This is a genomic window from Streptomyces sp. NPDC056373 (genome assembly GCF_042262425.1).
In the GTDB taxonomy this organism is placed as follows: domain Bacteria; phylum Actinomycetota; class Actinomycetes; order Streptomycetales; family Streptomycetaceae; genus Streptomyces.
On the sequence record NZ_JBHJPX010000023.1, the window covers coordinates 12740 to 30676 of the forward strand.

Annotated in this window: 15 protein-coding genes and 6 pseudogenes; 13 read left to right on the forward strand and 8 right to left on the reverse strand. The window is 67.9% G+C overall.

From position 1 onward, the window contains the following. Positions 1-22 precede the first annotated feature (22 nt). The 4 genes from ACFCXS_RS35520 to ACFCXS_RS35535 are packed head-to-tail and all read left to right on the forward strand — an operon-like array spanning position 23 to position 5441. On the forward strand, positions 23-3250 hold the full coding sequence (locus tag ACFCXS_RS35520) for a Helicase associated domain protein (protein WP_376647493.1): 3228 nt from the start codon (positions 23-25) through the stop codon (positions 3248-3250). A gap of 53 nt (positions 3251-3303) precedes the next feature. Further along, complete coding sequence (locus ACFCXS_RS35525) at positions 3304-3561, forward strand: P-loop NTPase fold protein (protein WP_376647494.1); 258 nt, start codon at positions 3304-3306, stop codon at positions 3559-3561. A gap of 40 nt (positions 3562-3601) precedes the next feature. Beyond that, positions 3602-4444 (forward strand): P-loop NTPase fold protein, encoded by an 843-nt coding sequence (locus ACFCXS_RS35530; RefSeq protein ID WP_376647577.1) that lies wholly within the window; start codon positions 3602-3604, stop codon positions 4442-4444. After that, on the forward strand, positions 4434-5441 hold the full coding sequence (locus ACFCXS_RS35535) for a hypothetical protein (protein ID WP_376647495.1): 1008 nt from the start codon (positions 4434-4436) through the stop codon (positions 5439-5441). Before ACFCXS_RS35530 ends, ACFCXS_RS35535 begins: the two co-directional genes overlap by 11 nt. A 365-nt stretch (positions 5442-5806) precedes the next feature. Here ACFCXS_RS35535 and ACFCXS_RS35540 read toward each other — a convergent pair whose 3' ends face one another. Continuing rightward, on the reverse strand, positions 5807-6199 hold the full coding sequence (locus ACFCXS_RS35540; RefSeq protein WP_376647496.1) for a hypothetical protein: 393 nt from the start codon (positions 6197-6199) through the stop codon (positions 5807-5809). Positions 6200-6845: 646 nt separating this feature from the next. Between ACFCXS_RS35540 and ACFCXS_RS35545 the strand changes: the two genes are divergently transcribed. The 6 genes and pseudogenes from ACFCXS_RS35545 to ACFCXS_RS35570 all read left to right on the forward strand — a co-directional run bounded on the left by ACFCXS_RS35545 (position 6846) and on the right by ACFCXS_RS35570 (position 11767). Further along, positions 6846-7964 carry a tyrosine-type recombinase/integrase gene (locus ACFCXS_RS35545; RefSeq protein WP_376647497.1) on the forward strand — a complete coding sequence of 373 codons (1119 nt, stop codon included), beginning with the start codon at positions 6846-6848 and terminating at the stop codon, positions 7962-7964. Next, entirely contained in the window at positions 7964-8290 is a 327-nt protein-coding gene (locus ACFCXS_RS35550; protein ID WP_119582293.1) for a helix-turn-helix transcriptional regulator, read from the forward strand. Before ACFCXS_RS35545 ends, ACFCXS_RS35550 begins: the two co-directional genes overlap by 1 nt. Before the next feature lie 264 nt (positions 8291-8554). Beyond that, complete coding sequence (locus ACFCXS_RS35555; protein ID WP_376647498.1) at positions 8555-9766, forward strand: hypothetical protein; 1212 nt, start codon at positions 8555-8557, stop codon at positions 9764-9766. A 14-nt stretch (positions 9767-9780) separates the two neighbouring features. Beyond that, the gene (locus tag ACFCXS_RS35560; protein ID WP_115069673.1) at positions 9781-10239 is read left to right on the forward strand and encodes an NUDIX domain-containing protein; all 459 of its coding nucleotides are present in this window, start codon (positions 9781-9783) and stop codon (positions 10237-10239) included. 24 nt (positions 10240-10263) lie between these two features. Then, positions 10264-10398 carry a DUF6233 domain-containing protein gene (locus tag ACFCXS_RS35565; RefSeq protein ID WP_376647578.1) on the forward strand — a complete coding sequence of 45 codons (135 nt, stop codon included), beginning with the start codon at positions 10264-10266 and terminating at the stop codon, positions 10396-10398. 430 nt (positions 10399-10828) lie between these two features. Further along, positions 10829-11767: pseudogene (locus ACFCXS_RS35570) on the forward strand (aminoglycoside phosphotransferase family protein). 288 nt (positions 11768-12055) lie between these two features. Here the strand turns inward: ACFCXS_RS35570 and ACFCXS_RS35575 are convergent. Both ACFCXS_RS35575 and ACFCXS_RS35580 read right to left on the reverse strand, forming a co-directional pair. Continuing rightward, positions 12056-12667, reverse strand: coding sequence for a hypothetical protein (locus tag ACFCXS_RS35575; RefSeq protein ID WP_376647499.1), 612 nt, complete (start codon positions 12665-12667; stop codon positions 12056-12058). Further along, the gene (locus ACFCXS_RS35580) at positions 12664-13140 is read right to left on the reverse strand and encodes a hypothetical protein (RefSeq protein WP_376647500.1); all 477 of its coding nucleotides are present in this window, start codon (positions 13138-13140) and stop codon (positions 12664-12666) included. Before ACFCXS_RS35580 ends, ACFCXS_RS35575 begins: the two co-directional genes overlap by 4 nt. Positions 13141-13649: 509 nt before the next feature. Between ACFCXS_RS35580 and ACFCXS_RS35585 the strand changes: the two genes are divergently transcribed. Further along, positions 13650-13820: a hydrophobic protein gene (locus ACFCXS_RS35585; protein WP_376647501.1), complete on the forward strand. Its 171-nt coding sequence runs from the start codon at positions 13650-13652 to the stop codon at positions 13818-13820. Between the two features lie 349 nt (positions 13821-14169). On the opposite strand, the gene ACFCXS_RS35590 is transcribed toward ACFCXS_RS35585, so the two are convergent. Both ACFCXS_RS35590 and ACFCXS_RS35595 read right to left on the reverse strand, forming a co-directional pair. Continuing rightward, the gene (locus ACFCXS_RS35590) at positions 14170-14448 is read right to left on the reverse strand and encodes a hypothetical protein (protein WP_376647502.1); all 279 of its coding nucleotides are present in this window, start codon (positions 14446-14448) and stop codon (positions 14170-14172) included. A gap of 762 nt (positions 14449-15210) precedes the next feature. Beyond that, a complete protein-coding gene (locus tag ACFCXS_RS35595; protein ID WP_376647579.1) occupies positions 15211-15621 on the reverse strand; it encodes a DUF6228 family protein in 411 nt (136 codons plus the stop codon). 122 nt (positions 15622-15743) lie between these two features. Here ACFCXS_RS35595 and ACFCXS_RS35600 point away from each other — a divergent pair. Beyond that, positions 15744-16560, forward strand: a pseudogene (locus ACFCXS_RS35600) (IS5 family transposase). Here the strand turns inward: ACFCXS_RS35600 and ACFCXS_RS35605 are convergent. The 3 pseudogenes from ACFCXS_RS35605 to ACFCXS_RS35615 form a co-directional block, all read right to left on the reverse strand. Further along, positions 16544-16860, reverse strand: a pseudogene (locus tag ACFCXS_RS35605) (DUF1048 domain-containing protein). The pseudogenes ACFCXS_RS35600 and ACFCXS_RS35605 overlap by 17 nt on opposite strands. Position 16861: 1 nt before the next feature. Next, positions 16862-17219 (reverse strand): annotated as a pseudogene (locus tag ACFCXS_RS35610) (DUF1048 domain-containing protein). After that, positions 17216-17395 (reverse strand): annotated as a pseudogene (locus ACFCXS_RS35615) (PadR family transcriptional regulator); the annotation flags it as partial. The pseudogenes ACFCXS_RS35615 and ACFCXS_RS35610, both read right to left, overlap by 4 nt. Here ACFCXS_RS35615 and ACFCXS_RS35620 point away from each other — a divergent pair. Then, positions 17383-17646 (forward strand): annotated as a pseudogene (locus ACFCXS_RS35620) (IS5/IS1182 family transposase); the annotation flags it as partial. The pseudogenes ACFCXS_RS35615 and ACFCXS_RS35620 overlap by 13 nt on opposite strands. Between the last annotated feature and the right edge of the window lie 291 nt (positions 17647-17937).

Sequence of the window (17937 nt, forward strand, 5' to 3'; positions counted from 1 at the left end):
CAGGAACGACCTCTGCTCCCTGATGCACGACTCTCTTCCACGACAGCCGCAGCCGCCGCGTACGGCCGCGGCACGACCGGGGCCGGTACGGCTCGCGCCACTGCAGGGCGAGACGAACCTGTCGTACCTGGACCGGCTGGCCGACCGCTACCGACTCGGCGTCCGAGACCTCATCCCAGCACTCCTCCAGGTCGGCGGAGGCCTGTTCAAGGGGTATCGGACGGACGGCGAGATGTATCTCAACGCCGAAGCCCGGGCCCGCATATCGGTGTTCTGCCGCGTGCCCGAAGAGATCCTTGGGCGGGCCCTGCCCGCCTGGGCCGCTCAGGAGCCCCTCGCGCCGGACGGGGAGGGGGCGGCCGGGCGGTTCCGCTTCGGGAGCGTAGTGCCGGCCGCGGGAGAAGGCTGCCGACTGTGCACGGCCGCACGCACCGGACGGACCAAGCCCACCCGGCTGTACCTGAAACCGCACACCCGCATCTGCCCACGCCACCGGCGCTGGATGCTCGGCACCCACTGGGTCGACGGCGTGCCGGTCGACACCGAGCAGATCGATCTGACCAGGCTGCCGGAATTGCTCTCGGCACACCGGCAGCACCGAGACCTGCTGCGCCATCGGCCGGACGCGGTCGCGGCGTTCGAGGTCGCCCATGCCGTGGCCGTCTCCTGGTGGGCGCAGCGGTGGCCCGAGGAGGAGCAGTGGCCGCGCCGGGAACGCCGGGCCGCTCCGCCGGGGGCTGATCCTGGCTGGTGGCGGCTGCTGGTGCGGGACGCGGTCACCTACCCGGAGGCCGTCGCCCTCGCCTCGGTCCTCACCGACAACCGCACCAGACAGCGGCTGCTCACCGACACCGGCGGGCACCTGCCGCACACACTCGCGCACGCCCCGGAACTCGTCGCCGAGCTGGCGCGGGTCACGCGGCGGCCGTGGCTGCCCGAGCGGATCGCCTCAACTTCGGCCGGTCCCCTGCTGGTGTGGGTGCAGCAGCGAGTACGGGCCGACGCGGACGCAGCCGTCGCCGAGCGTCTGTGGATGCTGCACATGGCGCACCGGCCCCGCCCCATCGCCCGCGAACTCACCGCCTACCGCAACGCCGCACAGCAGCCGGAAGAGACGGCGGGCGCAACGCGGCTGCACCTGGGGCTCCGGCACACCTCGGACCAGGCATTCACTACCGGCCTGGCCCACGCCCGCGCCTACGCCGCCGTCCACGGCCACCTCGCCGCCCCGATCGGCGAGCGATTCAACGGCTTCACGCTCGGCCGATGGCTGTCAAATCACCGGAAATTCCCCGCGATGCCCCCCGAACACGTCGCGGAACTCGAGGCGCTGGATCCCTGGTGGAGACCCCCATGGACAGTGATGTGGCAGCGTTCCTACTACGAAGCCCGCGACCATGCCCGCGCCAGGGGCGGCCTGCGGCCCGAACGCGGCTTCCCCACCACCACCTTCGGCCTGGGCGAATGGCTGTACAACCAGTGCACCGGCTACGACGACCTGCATCCCGGCCAGCAGCGCCTCCTGGCCGACATCGGCCTCACCCACGAGACCGTCCGAGCCGCCCGGCCCCGCCGCAAGCACATGGCCACCCACTTCCAGCGTGTCCTCGCCTGCGCACGCGCCTACGCCGACACCCACGGCAGCCTGGTCAACGCGACCGCCGACACCGTCCAGGACGGGCTGAAGCTGGGGCAGTGGCTGTCCAACCAGCGCAGCAAGGACCGCGCCCACCAGCTGCGGCACGGCACCCCCTCACCCCGCGCGCTGGCACTGTCGGCGATCGACCCCTGGTGGAACCCGCCATGGACCCTGGAATGGCAGCGCTCATGGCACCAGGCACACACCCGCGTCCAAGACGGCCACGTCCTGGACACCGCAGCCGGATTCCCCGGTATCACCAGCGCGCTCGCCACGTGGCTGACCACCCAGTGCGCCCAGTACGACACCCTCCAGCCCGACCAGCAGAACCTCCTCACTCGCATCGGAATCACCGCGGACCAGGCCCGCAGCGCCGCCGCACGACCCGCCGAACGCGAAGCCGACTTCGCCGTCGGACTCGGCTACGCGCGCTCCTACCACGCGACGCACCGAACCCTCGCTGCCGCGATCGGCACCGTCCACAACGGCTTCCAGCTCGGACGGTGGCTGCGCCGGCAACGGCAGCACGCCCGTACCGACCGGGGTACACCTCCCTCTGCCGCGGCGAAAGCGCTGGCCAGGATCGACCCCTGGTGGTGCCCGCCCTGGACCCTGGCCTGGCAGCGCGCCTGGCAGCACATCCACGACCAGATCAAGGCCGGCCACCACCTCGACGCCGACCACAACTTCCGCAGCTTCGCCCCCACCCAGCGCGCCTGGCTACGCCTGCAGCGCACCCACTACGACGGCCTCCACCCCGACCAGCAGCGCCTCCTGACCAACATCGGCCTCACCCACGAGGCCGCCCGCACCCGGCCCCTCAATCCCTACGCCGAAACCGCACTCGCGCATGCCCGCGCCTACGCCGCCGCCCACCACACCCTGGCCGTGGCCTACTCCACCGTCCACGACGGCTTCCCCCTCGGCCGCTGGCTCAACGACCAACGCCAACAAGCCCGACGCGAGACCACCCCCAACGCCCGCCACCAGGCCCTGACCGCGATCGACCCGTGGTGGAACCCGCCCTGGGACCTGGCCTGGCAGCGCGCCTGCACCCGCGCCCGCACCACCCAGGCCTGGCCAGGCGGCCCGCCGGCCGACGTACGCGCGTGGACGGCCGCACAGCGCACCGCCCGAAACCGTCTACGCCCCCAACAGCAGAAGCTCCTAACCGAGCTGGGAATCGCGCCCGGCACCGCGGACACCGCCGGCCGACGGCGTAGGACCAGCCGCGTCTACCCACCCAGCCCCGGACTCGACCACGCCCGCGCCTACGCCCAGGCCCACGGCCACCTCTCCCCCAGCGCCGACACCCACCACGACGACTTCCCCCTGGGCCGCTGGCTGGTACAAACACGCCGCAAAGCCCGACAAGGACGCCTGGCCCCCACCACCACCCACGCACTCGACACCCTCGACCCCTGGTGGAACCCACCCTGGCCCCACACCTGGCAACGCACCTACCAACAGGCCAAGTTGCACCAGATCAACGGCCAGCCCTACTCCCCCACCCTGAAGCAATGGACCGAGCAGCAACGCACCCGCTGGAACACCCTCCACCCCCAGCAGCAACACCTCCTCACCACCATCGGCATCCACCCGAACGTCTGACCGCCTCGACCAATCTGCAGCGAGGCAACAACGCGGTCAGGCACGCTATGCCGATGAGCGACGCGCGCTTCTTCAACGACGAACCGTTCCTCGATGACGAGGGGTCCGACCTGCTGGGGCGTGAACAGTACGCGCGGCACGCGGTGGAATTGCTGGGGCGCGTTCGGGCTCAGACCGAAACCGGCGTCCTGGCTTTGATCGGTTCCTGGGGTTCTGGAAAGTCGACGGTCCTGGGCAAGGTGATACGCCTCCTGCAGCGACAGGACGGCGGCGAGGACTGGCTGATCGCGGAGCTCAACCCATGGCTGTAGCTCCGATCTGGAATCGCTGACCGCCGCGCTGTTCAGCGAGATCCGCGCCGCCCTTCCCAAGGAAGAGCGCTGGTCGGAAGTCCGCCAGAGGATCGGTGGCTTCGGACAAGCCATCAGCCCCCTGGGCAAGCTCACCGCGCTGGCCGGCCTGGACTCGGAGGGCTTGATCCAGTCGTTCAGCGACCGCATCACTGGCGACACCAGCGCCTCGGCCGCCAAACGAAAGGCCGAAGACGCCCTGCGGCAGGCGGGGCAACCCGTCCTGGTCGTCATGGACGACCTGGACCGCCTCACCCCCGACGAACTGCTCCTCGTCTTCAAGCTGGTGCGCTTGGTAGGCCATCTACCGAACGTCTACTACCTGATCAGCTTCGACGAGCAGACGCTGCTGGATGTCCTGCAGCGCAGCGACCTCGTAGGAAACAGCGAGGGCAGGGCCCGCGAGTTCCTGGAAAAGATCATCCAGGTGCGGCTCGACCTTCCCGCATTCCGCGAACGCGACGCCGCCGCCATGAGTATCCGCGCCCTCAACACCCTGCTGGACTCCCACAGCCTGTCCATGACACCAGGCGAGGAACGACGCTTCTCCGGCCTACTTCCGGCACCTGCAAGAAAGGCTCCAGACGCCACGGGCCGTCAAACGCTACTTCGGGCAGGCCGACGCCACCCTCGGCTCCCTCGCCGGAAATGTAGACCTGGTCGACTTCCTGATCGTCACCTTCCTGCGCGCCAACGAGCCTGGCGTCTACCGACTCCTGAAGCGGCACCGCGCCGTACTGACCGGCAGCAGCATCGACCCAGCCCAACGGCGCAGCACACAACAGCCCGGCGAACGAGCCGAACGCTGGCGCAGCCGCCTGCGCGAAGCCGGCGTGGCCGATGAGCACATCGAAGGCGTGCTCAGCCTGTTGGCCCAGATGTTCCCCACAGTCCAGCAGGATCTCGGCAACGGCAGCGACACGAAAGCCACCGCCCAGCGCCGTGGGATCGGCAGCGCCGACTACTTCGACCGGTACATGGTCTTCGGCATCCCCGACGACGACCTCCCCGAAACAGTCTTCGACCAGGCCCTGGCCCAACTGGCTGCCGACACCCCCGAAGAAGCAGCAGCGGACCTACTGCTCCGCCTCCGCGAAGACACCCACCGCATCACACGCCGAATCGAACAGCGCCGCAACACCGGCAACTCCGTCCCCGCCGCCCCGCTGCTGAAGGCCATGGCAGACAGCTACGGGCAGCTGACCGCCGAACCGGAAATGATGGGCCTGGTCAACAGCGGCATGAGCATGCAATTCCTGGCCCGGGACCTCCTCACCGACCTCCCACCGGAACAAAGAGCCCCCGTACTGGCCGCCATGGCCGCCACCCCAGACGGAGCAGTCCTCGCAACGCGGACCCTGCACCGCGCCACCAACGCGGACGACAACGACTCCGAAGAAGTACAGACCACCGAAAACTGGTCTCTTCAGGCCCGCGACACCGTAACCGAGCAGATCGCCCAGCACCTCGCGCCCACCACGGGCAGACCCGCTGAGGAACTCACCGAGTCCGACACCGACCTGATCTGGATGTGGCGCCACACCCACCCCAGCACCCTGCGCCCCTGGCTGCGCCAACGCCTCAACAACGGATGGGATGCCCTCCCCCTCCTGGGCAAACTCCTCCACCCCACCTCACGCCCGTTCCGTCTGATCGACGAGAGTGTCCTGGCCAGCCTCGACGCGATGTTCGGCCTCGACAACCTCTACACACGCCTGGACCCCCTCCTCCAGGCCGAGACCGGCAACAGCCCTGCCGACGAACACCACGCCAACATCCTCCAAGCACTCCGCGAGCACCGCCCCAGCCAACCCTCACCCCACAACGGCACCACCACCTGACCACCCTGAAAGAAAGGGCCCGCGCTCCTTCTTCAAGTAGCGGCCCAATCCATCTGCATGCCACCCAGGCAAACTGCACAACCCCAGGCCAGCAACCAACAGAACCCCGTCAGGCCGCCCTCAACAGCACTATCAGCACCAAAATACGAACCACTAAAACTGAGAAAGTCCAGCTCAGAGGGCACACACCACGCACAAAAAACGACCCGCGACAGCCGAACACACACACCGCGCCCTGAACCGCCATCGCCTGCCCGACCGCCTCGGCCACCGCCCGCACCGACGACGTCCGCACCAGCTGCGCCCCCGCCGACAACGCCACACCCGTCACCGCACCGCCCTCACGCGGCCCGGCCAGGGCAAGGTCAGCCAGCGCCCGCCGCGTCCGCTGCTCCTCCCGCTCCCGCCGCACCACCGCACGGTCCGGCAGGACTCTTCCGGCCTCCAGGTCCCGGCGCACCCACCCGGTACAACGACGCCAGCGAGGGCACCTCTCCCCCGGCATCCTTCAGGTGCCGGTGCAGCACCGACACGTTCCCGCCCGCCTGCGCCAGCACCTCCCACGCCTGCTCGGACAACTCCAGCCGCGCCCGCGGCCTGCGCTCCACGCGGCCCTCCGCCCGCGCAGTCTCCAACCAGCGCCACACCGTCCGCGCATTCACCCCACCGACCTGGGCGCCCGCACGCACGTGCGCCGTCGTCAACGCCCCGACCGCATCGAGCTCCAGCAGCCGCGCCACCAGCACCGGCCTGGACACCCTCAACCCCGCCGTCACCTCACCCCACGCACCCGACTCCCCCACCCCACACCCTTCCCCCGGCGGACACCGACACCGACCACCGTGATGCCGCACAGCCCTCGGAAGGATCAGAAGTGCCGTTCCCAAGACAGCGGAACGGAGCGGGGTGTACCGCCCCATGACAGCCGCAGCCGCCGCACACACCGCCCCACGGCAGTGACCCCGCCCTTGTTCAGCACCCCACCAGCGGAAACACGCCGACCTGACGTGCCGTCACTGACACCAAGCCACCGACACCAAACCGGCACATCGCACCCGGCGGTTCCTGCTCAGCGCAAGGCCCGGCGCGAGTACGAGAACCGCGTCACCAGCCTCGGAGTATCGACCTGACCGAGATCATCGCCATGGCGTTATCCGCTGTACCGAATTTCCTACCGGCGCCAATTGCATCGGATGCGAATACGCGACACCCGTCCTGAAGGCAAGCCCAGGCCCACACAGAAGCGGCCCACCAGGGGCGTCGACCTTGATTGAACCGTAGCGGTCTTGTCGGTGAACATCTGCGGATCTCACTCCTTCGAGCGATTGAACTGCGAAGACTCCCCCGAGTCGCATCTGATGCGAAATTCTCGCGTCAGATGCGAAAGACGGAGAGTGATGGCGGATGGGTGGGGACGGCCTCGTTCCAGGGTCTGCTCGGCTGCACCTGATCGACGGCTTGCCGCTGCTGCGGCCGGACGAGCAGGTCTTCGAGGCGATGATCAAGGGCTGGCGCAACCAACAGCTCGCCCGGAACCTCTCGCCGGGATACGTCAACGACCAGGAACGCACGGTCCGGGCCTTCACCCGGCACGCCGATGCGATGCCGTGGCAGTGGACGCCACAGCACGTCGACGAATGGTCGGCCGATCTGCGGGCCGTGCACGGCTGCGTCCGCTCCACCCTGCGCAACTACCAGGGCTCGGTGCGGCAGTTCTGCGACTTTCTGACCAACCCGGCCTACGGCTGGGGTGAGGAGTGCCTGGGGTACTTCGGGACCCACCCCGTCCAGGTGGTCTACGACTGGAACGCCGCGACGCACGCCGACGAGGCCGAGGGCGAGCCGGAACGCCGGGCCTTCACCAGACCCGAGCTGGAAGCGTTCTTCGACCACGCTGACGAGGAGGTCCTGCGTGTCCGCGGCAAGGGCCGCAAGGGCTGGCTGCCGGCCTTCCGGGACGCCGCCTTGTTCAAGACCGCGTACGCCTACGGCCTGCGCCGCAACGAGACCCGGATGCTGGATCTCACCGACTTCGGTCGCAATCCGGAGGGCCGGGAGTTCGGCGAGTACGGCACTCTGCTGGTCCGCTACGGCAAGGCCAAGAAGGGCTCGCCGCCCAAGCGTCGCAGCGTGCTGACCGTCTGGCACTGGACGCCCGGCACGATCGATGAATGGATCACCGAGGTGCGGCCCGGGATGCGGCATTCGACCAGTCGGGCTCTCTGGCCGTCCGAGCGAGGCCCTCGGGTCGGTGTTCAACGGCTGGACTCCCGCTTCGCCGCCTACCGGGACGCCGTCGGTCTGGACCCCGCGCTGGAGTTCCACTCGTTGCGCAGGTCCTACATCACCCACCTGATCGAGGACGGCCACGACCCGCTGTTCGTCCAGCAGCAGGTCGGCCATGATCACGCCTCGACCACCGCGATCTACACCTGCGTCTCCTCCGACTTCCGCACCCGCTCTCTGCGCCGCGTCCTGGACGCCACCATCGAGGCCGCTCTGCGGCCGGAAAGGACCTCCTGATGCCACGCCAGATCAGCTACCGGTGGCGCCTCCGCGAACTGATGGCCGCCCGCGGCATGTTCACCGTCGCCGAGCTCATGCCGCACCTGACCGAACGCGGCATCACACTGTCCTCCTCCCAGGTCCACCGCCTGGTCTCCGGCACCCCGGAACGGCTCTCCCTGCCGGTGCTGGCCACCCTCTGCGACATCCTCGACTGCACACCCACCGACCTGATCGCCACCTCGGCCCAGAACCTCCCAGCCCGACGCGCCGCCGGCGAGGAGGCGCCGATCAATCTGGCCGCCCGGCGGCCGACACGGGTCCGCCTGACACCCGAGGGATGAGCAGTGACGCCGGAGGAGTACGAGCGGTGGCACGTCCGGACCTGCGCACGCTGTGGGCGTCGGGCGGCGAAGTCCGCCGAGTGGTCAGACGGCTCGATCTGCCGGACCTGCTACGAACGCGCGATGCGCGTCCGCGGCCGCTGCCCCGGCTGCCGAACTGACCGACTGTTGCCGGGCAGAAACGACGCTGGTGCACCGGTCTGCCGCGACTGCGCAGGCATCACCCGCGACTTCTTCTGCGACCGCTGCGGCTTCGAAGGGCTCTTGCTCGGCAGGCGCCTCTGCGAACGCTGCACCCTCGCCGACACTCTCGGCCGACTCCTCGACGACGGCACCGGCCGTGTCGCTCCTTCACTGCAACCGCTGGCCAATGCCCTGCTGGAGATGGACCGGCCCAAGAGCCGCCTGATCTGGCTCCGCAACCCCAACGTCGTCCGCCTCCTGCGGGACCTGGCCACCGGCACCGTCCCACTCACCCACGACGGGCTGCACCAGGAAACACCCTGGCGCACTGTCGTCCACCTGCGTGACCTGCTGATGGACAGCGGCGTCCTGCCACGCGTCGACCGGCAGCTCATGCTCTATCAGCGCTGGCTGACCGAACGGCTCGCCGCTATCGAGGACCCCGACCACCGTCGTCATCTTCAGCACTTCGCCACCTGGCACCAGATGCGGCGCCTGCGGAGCAAGGCGGAGAAAGGGCTGTTGGGGCGCTCCCAGACCAACCAGACGAAACAAGAGATCACCCAGGCCGGCGCCTTCCTCACCTGGCTCGCCGACCGAGGCCGCACCATCGAACACTGCCAGCAGGCCGACCTCGACGCCTGGCACACGGAGAAGCTGGCCACCCGGCGCCCGGCCCAGACGTTCCTGCGCTGGTGCATGAAGACGAGCCGGATGTCCCGCCTCACTCTGCCACCCCAGGTCATCAACCAGGACCAAGCGCCACTACACCAGCACCGACGACTCGCCATTCTCCGGCGTGCCCTCAACGACGACTCTCTGCCCCTGCGAGCCCGGGTCGCCGCCGCGCTGGTTCTCCTTTACGCGCAACCCGTCACCCGCATCGTCCGCCTCACGGTCGACGACGTCCTCGACGACGGGGCCACCGTCGCCGTCCGGCTAGGAGACCCGCCGTCCCCGCTGCCGGAGCCCGTCGCCGACCTCATGCGGGCCTACATCCAGTCCCGCCAGCACCTGCCCTACGCCAGTAGCAGAAGCTCACAGTGGCTCTTCCCCGGCCGCCAGCCCGGACAGCCGATGAACCCGGTCAGCCTCCAAGTCCACCTGCGAGAGATCGGCGTCCCGCCGCAGCGCGGCAGGACCTCCACGATCCGCCAAATCGTCCTCCAGGCCCCGGCCCCCGTCATCGCGAAGGCCCTCGGTTACCACGACAAGACAGCCACTCGCCTGGTCACTGAAGCCGGAGGAACCTGGAGCCGATACGCCCCTGGCAACCATGAACGGCGCAGATGACTGACAATGCCGGGATGACCCGACCCAGAATCCGTGTCGCCGCATACGTCATCCGGAACCGCGCCGTCCCCGAAGTTCTGGTCTTCGACCACATCGGTATGCCCGAGGCCGGCACCCAAGTTCCTGCGGGGGGAGTCAAATCAGGCGAAGAACTGGAAGATGCGGTCCTTCGAGAGGTCGCCGAGGAAACTGGTCTGCTGACAGCCACGGTCGTCCGACAGATTGCCGTGGAGGGCAAGCCCCATCCTGACACCGGTCAACCACGACGAACCACGTTCTTCTTTCTGCAAGCATCAGCAGAAACCCGCGATGCGTGGAACCACCACGTCAAGGGCGATGGAGAGGACGCTGGTCTTATCTTCGCCTGCCGGTTCCTCCCCCTCCCTCTGGAGCAACCACTGGCGGACGACCAAGACGCATGGCTGGGCCACATTGACCCGCGCTGGACCACCGTCACCGTCGACAGTCAGTAATCAAAGGCCGGCCCCAGCCGCTGAATACACGACACCTCAACATGCGGGCTTACCAGTCCCGAGGCCGTCAACCGCGACGAAGCCCGCCGGCTCCTGGCCTCCGGGCTCCCCGCCTGCCCCCACTGCCAGCCCGACATCGACCTGCGCATCCTCGACTGACCCATGCGCCGAGGTGCGGAGAACGGCCTTGCGGTTGAGCGGAACCGGGCAAATTTGCCGGGTTCCGCTCAACCACAAGGCGGCAGCCTTCCAAGCTCCGCAGTTCAGCTCAGAGACGTGGGCCGCCTCGGGGGCGGAACGGCCCGCAGCAGCTCCCACAGCGGCCGGGACCCGGAGGCGAGCAGACCTTCTCCCTCCTGCACCACTTCAAACGCCTTGCCGTCCGCTGGGAAAGACGCCTCGACCTGCACGACGCCCTCGTCTCCCTCGTCTGCGGCCTCATCTGCTGGAGACGCCTCAAGAAAGCCAGCCGTGATCGGGCGTGATCGACAGCGGAAGATGGCTGGTGAAGGCGGACGACGGCATGGCCGTCCCCTGTGGTCCGGTGGGTTGCAGCGGGAAACGCGATCGCCGTTCAAGGACACATGACTTGAGCACGTTAGAAGCGGTCGAGGTCCCGCAGTCTCTGGCGGTGGCGTACGCCAGAGGCTTCAGCGAGGATGGCCGGGCCTGGATCGCCGGCCTGCCGGCCCTCGCTGCGGAATGCCTGGACCGCTGGGAGCTGAAACGGGACGGCGCGGTCGGAGCCGGGGAAGCCTCGCTGGTGCTGCCGGTGCTGCGTAGGAACGGCACGCGCGCGGTCCTCAAACCGCAGATGCGCAGAGAGGAGACCACTGCCGCACTCATCGGACTGCGTACCTGGAACGGCGACGGGATGGTGCGGCTGCTCGACCACGACCCCGAAACCAGCACCATGCTCCTGGAGCGGCTGAACGCTGCCCGCACGCTGACCTCGATCGAAGACGACGACGTTGCGATGGGCATCCTCGCCGAGCTTCAGGCCCGGCTGGTCCGCGTCCCTGCGCCCCAGGGACTGCGCAGCCTCGGCGACATCACCGCTGAGATGCTGGAGAAGGTTCCCAAGGCGGTTGAAGCTCTGGCTGACCGGGCAGACCGGCAACTCCTGTGCGGCTGGGCGTCGGCGGTGGCCGAGCTTGCAGGCGAGCCCTGAGACCGGATGCTGCACTGGGATCTGCACTACGGCAACGTTCTCGCCGCGCAGCGTGAGCCGTGGATCGCCACCGATCCCGAACCGCTCGCCGGGGACCCCGGCTTCGACCTCTGGCCCGCCCTGGACAGCCGGTGGGACGACGTCGTTACGAAGAACGATGCGCTGCGCGTCGTGCGGCGCCGCTTCGACCTACTCACGGAGGTCCTCGGCCTGGACCGCGTTCGCGCGACCGGCTGGACGCTCAGGAGCCTGCTGCAGAACTCTTTATGGGACATCGACGACGGCGAGACCGCCCTGGCCTCGTCCTCCGTCGCGATCACGACGTCGCTGCTCAACCGGTGCCCCTGCCCCCCTTGAGGGATGAAGACCCGCCACCGGGTATTCATCCCCGCGGACCGGCCGAATCGTCACACCTGCCAAACCCGCCTGGAAGCCCCCAACAAGATCGTGTTACGAGCTCTAACCACCAGCCGCCCCGCGCGGGCAGGAAACGAGGCACCACGCTCCGGCAGTGGATCGCCCGCCGCCGGCGCATCGCCCTGTCCCACATGCTGCGCGGCGCCTGCTACGGCATCGGCACCGGAGCAATCGGCCTCGCCTTCATCTGGTTGGAACGCCTCATGTAGCCGCCCTCATTCGGATGCTCTACCAGTTGGTCAGGTCCACGAGGAGCTCGCAGTGTGGGTCGTCCAGAGACGGTCTCTGGTGCTGCGCTTCCTCGATGAGACTCGGAAGGGAAGCGATCAGGGCGGTGGTCGCGTCGGTCAGGCGAACGTCGACGCCGACGGCTCCTGGGTGTTCGGGATGCTGGACGTACAGGCGCAACAGGCTGTCGCCCAGCATCAGGAACCCGATCAGGAAAGGGTTCTCGTCGTCGTCGGGCTCGGACAAGGCGCGTACGACGGTGAGGGTCTGGCCGTACTCGGCTTCCGGGTCCGGAGTGATCTCCTCGGGGTGGAGGCGGATGACGGTCATCCCCATGGCTTCGCTGATGTCGCTCGTGCCGTAGAGCTGAGTCCCCGCCAGCACGGTGCGCAAAATGCCCGGGATGTAGTAGGGGGCAACGGTGTCGTGGGGGATCTCGTACAGGAAGGTGGTGCCGTCCTCGTCGTCACCGGCATGGACGGCAACCCGGACGGCGCCGGACGCGGGCAGAACTCCGCGAAGCCGGCAGCCCTCGGCCAGGGGGCTGTTGAGGTAGTACAGCAGCAGGCGGCTGACCGCCGCCTGCTGCTCACGGTCTTCAGAGTCGATCACTGGTTCATCCATGCAGGACACTTGTTGTGCGGCTGGTTGCGGCAGAAGGCGTTGATGACGCCGATCTTCTCTCCGCGGCCGGCGTCGTACTTCTTGTCCTTGGTCTTACGCGAGTATTGAACGATCACCACGAACCTAACCTGCGCCGGGCGCCCGCCGGTCCTGATGGCGACGCCCTCGTACTCCAGGCGTCCCTCACCGTCGTCCTTGTCGACCTTGTCTTTCAGTGCCGCGTTGAGGGTCGAACACTTCTTGATGTTGTGCCGGTGGGTGAAGTGGTTCCAACCGAAGTCGGAGTTGCCGTATCGGGTGACGATCTTACGCCCGTCGTCATCGGTCGACGTGCATTTGACCCTTCTGTCCCAGGGGTGCGGGACAACCGGGGCGGGTCTGGCCTGCGCGGGCAGGGCTGTACCGGCCAGGAGAGCTGCGGTGGTCAGGGCGGTGACCCCAATCGGAATGATCTTCCTCATGGCGTGAGCATGGCATTAGCCCGATGTGTGCGCACTACAGTTTTGGATCGCACCGCCTTTTCCGGCCACTTCTATGCGCCCCAGGTTGAACGCGTGAACGGCGTCGCCCGAGGAGCGCGAGCCGCACCGAACTGACGACCGAGGCGTGCCCGACCAACCCTCCTTGCGCGCCACGCACCAGTTCTCCCCCATCCTGCCCCGGCTGCAGATCGCCAGCGGCATTCCGCTGCGTCAGTCGGGGTGCGCGTCCCAGTGTCCGCGAGCCATCTCTCCCGCGTACTCAGCGGCGAGAATTTCCCACCTGGGACCTCACCGAGAAGATCGCCCCTCGGGCGGGAACTGCGCCACCGGGGCCCGGACGAGCAGGGCGTGGGCCAGCTTGTCCCGCTTGAGGTGAATGCCGGTGACGAAACTGAGCCCAGTTCCCGTAAGCGCGGTGAAGAAACCAGGCAGATCGGCCGTGTGTTCTTCGAATCGCCGGGCACGAGGAGCAACGGAGGTTGATAACTATGGTTCCCCTGCTTCTCGTCCTGCTTCTGGCTCTGATCCTCTTCGGCGCGGGATTCGCACTGAAGGCACTGTGGTGGATCGCCGTCATCGTGCTGGTCGTCTGGCTGCTGGGCTTCGTGCTGCGCAGTGCGGGCACAGGCGGCCGCAAGGGCCGCTGGTATCGCTGGTAACCCACAACACAGCAGCCGGCCTGTGGGCCCCGGGAACACCCGGGGCCCACAGGCCTGTCGAGTCTCAAGGCATCCCCCAGGGCAAACGGTGTAACCACCACCCTCCCGGGCACAAGGCCCCATGGCTGGGGCCCGGTGAAGCAGCGGAACCTGCACCTCCAACCACCGGACCCCAGCCACACCCCAACACCCCCACAACCAACTCCCACCCCCACAGCCAGAGGCGGGCAGCCCAACCCCGCCTATCGATCCAGGCGCCCGCTTCCTACGCAGCAGTCAGACCGTCCATCAGCTGGTCGGCCACGGTGCGCAGGTGGCACAACGCGGCCTCGTCGAGTTGCTTCTGCGGTCACCCGGCGGGTTCGATACGCAGGACGGCGGCCTTGTCCAGAACTTCGGCGACCTTCAGGCTCATGGCGTCGTTGATGGTGGCAGCGGGCCCCTCACCGCAGGTGAGCCTCACACCGCCTCCGCCGCCGGAAGAAACGCCGCCCCCACCGGAACAGCCCGATACGCTGAAACCCGACCCCGTCAGCTGCGCGGCCATCTCAACCTCGCCGCCCCTGATGGCCGTCACCTCGATCGGCCCGAGCCCGTACGTTTCCGGCACCGTCACGACGTCCCCCACGGCGACCTTGATCTCGCACCTCCCGTCGGCGCACGGCCCGGTCGGAGAGGGCGACGGTTGATCCGACGCCGGGGTATTGGACGCCGATGCCCCGGTGTCGGACCCACCGGGGCCCTCAACTGGCGACCCGTCAGAGGGATCCGAGGAACACGACGTGAGTGCGGCGAACACGACAGCGACGGCTACGGCGACAACGGCAGTGGAAGACGATCCTCGACGCACCATGGTTGCCATTGAACACTGCCCCGGCCACGGGGTCACTCCCCGCCGCCCAACTCGGCACGCCGCCAACAGAGCTGGTGCCAGCCGAGTGGATCGAGCAGCACCTCGACCTCGCCTCCCCACGGGGCGACGGTGGCAGGTCATGAGGCGCGGCGGAAGGCGGCGACCGGGGGGGCCGATCATGCCGGGCCCGTACTTGACCGGGGGGGGCCGATCATGCCGGGCCCGTACTTGTCGCGCACGCGGTCGATGGCGGCTTCGGCCACCAGGCGGGCTTAACGGGCGGTGTCGAGACTGATCTGCTGGGCGACCTCGCCGGTATCGAGGAGGTCCTCACCCTTCAGCGTGAGGCCGGTCAGGCGCCCGCGCGGCAGGCCGGTGGCATCCATGCGATGGTGTGCGTGCTGCCGACGCCATGGACCCTGTGGTGGAACCCGGCAGCGTCAAGGCCGGTCCGGCGGCTGTCACTTCCTGGCCGCGCCGGGCTCCCCACTAAGGCGTCATCTCATGTGGTGGGGGCCGATTTCGGGGTTCGTTCAGCTACTCCGCGACGCTCGCGATGAGCGTCTGGATCTCGGCACTGAGGTTGCGCATGTCCTCCCCTGCCGCGTGCATCGTGGTGGTCTCGAACTGCCATTCCTCGGAGGGTGCCCGGTCGCGGATTCCCCACGTCAATCGGACGTGGCCACCAGGGTGGTGTTCCGCTGAGAGGGTCAGGTCGTAGCAGGGGGAGTGCCAGGTGCGCACTCCTTCCCAGCCCCGGAAGTCTTCGGCAAGTGAGGCGAGGAAGGTGTCGAGACCGTCACCGTCCCAGGTCTCCACCGAGGTCTCGACACTTCCCCAGGATCCGCGGGCCCTGACGAGGAAGTCCAGTGTTGGTTCGTCCTCGTACCGCCGGGTCGGCTCCGAGAGCAGTAGGCGTGCGGGCCCGGAGTCTCCCACCTGGACCATAGGGCGGCCGGACTCGTCGTAGTCGATCACGCGGGTTAGGTCAGAAGACCGGGCTGGGCAGCCGTCGCCCTCTCGGACGGGCCGGCATGGGACGTAACCGCTTTGAGGCATGATCGCCAGCTATGGCTGTGGATCTTGATCGCGATCTCGTTCCGGACGGGCTGTGGGAGATTGCGGCGCCGCTGATACCGCCGTTCAAGCCACGTCGGCAGGGCGGTGGAACGGCTCCGGTGGCGGACCGGAAAGCGTTCTGCGCGATCGTGTACGCGCTGACCACGTCGTGTGCTTGGCGTCGCTTGCCGCCCTGCTTCGGCGTGAGCCCGGCCACTGCGCACCGCCGGTTTGCTGCCTGGACAAGGGCCGGCTTTTGGCGGCGCCTCCTAACGAAGTCCTCGACCGACTGGGTGCCGTGGGGGCGATGGACTGGTCCGCTGCTCTGGTCGACTCTGCCTCGGTCCGGGCGAAAAGGGGGGGCCAGCTCGTAGGGCCGAATCCGGTCGACCGGGGCAAACCCGGCGCCAAGCTCCACATACTGACTGACGACCAGGGCCTGCCGCTGGTCACCGCAGTCTCTGCTGCGAACACCCACGACAGCCTTGCTCTCAAGCCTCTGGTCGCGGCTCTCCCCGCCGTGCGCTCGCGGCGCGGACCCGACGCCGCAGACCGGCCAAACTCCGCGCAGACAAAGGTTACGACTACCCGGAGATCCGCCGCTGGTTGCGGAACCGGAACATCACACCCAAGATCGCGCGACGTGGCATCGAGTGGAGCGAACGCCTGGGCCGTTACCGCTGGAAGGTCGAACGCAGCATGTCCTGGCTGTTCAACTACCGGCGCCTGACAATCCGCTATGAACGCAAGAGCCGGTACTTCGCTGCCTTTCTCAGCCTTGCCGCCACCCTGATCTGCTACAAGCGGCTCGTCAAACTCGCCACGTGAGATGACGCCTAAGGGATTCCTGGTAGGACTCCGCGTAGGTGGGACAGTCCTTGATCAGGTCGCCGCAGAACGCGGCGACGTCGGTGCCGATGAGTTCCAAACTCCCTTGCCCTCGGCGGCGCCCTCCTCGAAGAAGTGGACGATTCCAGGTAGGAGAGTTCCGAGACTGACCGGGCCCACCTTGAACAGGTACTTCTGCATCTCCTTGTAGACGATCTGATAGTCGGGTGGGAGCGCCTTGACCCGGGCCATGTTCGCCCACCACTGTTTCTTGCCTTCGTTGATGTCTTGGATGCTCACGTCAGCCTCCCAGCCTGCTCAATTTCCTTGCGACGTTCCTGTTCAACTGCTCGCGCCACCGGTCGCGATACGTCCGGGCCCCCTGCTCCGCCGGCCAGCGCCGTGCAAAAGCCCCGGACGTCGTCACCGAGCGCCTCGTGGACGCTCTGCCCATCCGCTGCCGACACTTCGAGCAGCCCCAGCGCGGAGTCGAGGATCGGCGTGAGGTTGCGGCCGGTGAAGTCTCCGTACGGGAAGAGATGGGCGACGATCTGCCTCCACGCCGTCCGGTAGTCGTCCGGCAGGTCCTCGACCCGGGCTTCGAACGCCTCCCAATCCCTGGTGAGATCGCCGCCTGTGACCTTCTCCCAGGGGTTCATCTCCCGCCCTCTTTGAGCCTGTTGATACGCGATGCGAGGTACTGCCATTTCGCCCGGAACTTCGCGAGTTCCTCGCGTCCGACGTCGTTGAGCGCATAGAACTTGCGCGGCGGACCGACCCCGGATGGCCGTTTCGTCACTTGGACGAGCCCGTCTCTCTCCAGCCGCACCAAGATTGCGACGCCGGGGCATCCGTGCGGTCATCTCGCAGCCCTCCGACCAAGTCGGTCACCGCCTGCGACGAGGCCGACTCGGCGGCCGTCCACCCGCCTTCGACGCGGACGCGTACAAGCAGCGGAACGCCGTCGAGCGGTGCATCAACCGCCTCAAACAATGGCGCGGCATGGCCACACGAACTGACAAGCTCGCGATCGCTTACCAGGCCGCACTCCACGTCGCAGGCATCCTCATCTGGACCCGGCGCTGACCAAAGAGACAGAACCTGGCCGCTCTGCGTGAGTGCTTCCAGCCGGCCCCGCCCGGGGGTGCCGGACTCGGTTGCTTGATGAGGCCCGCTGCGTCGGCGACTACGACCCCAGCGAGCTGAGGAGCTGAGCCCACCCGGGGCTCGCGTACGAGTACCGCGGACCCGGAATACGTACCTGGTACCAGCTGTCCGCACTGACCTCGACATAGCTCAGGTACTGCTCTTCGGCGAGTGACCACGTACAGAGAGTCCGATGCTGAGAGGGCAACGTCGGGGGAGCAAAGCCGCCGG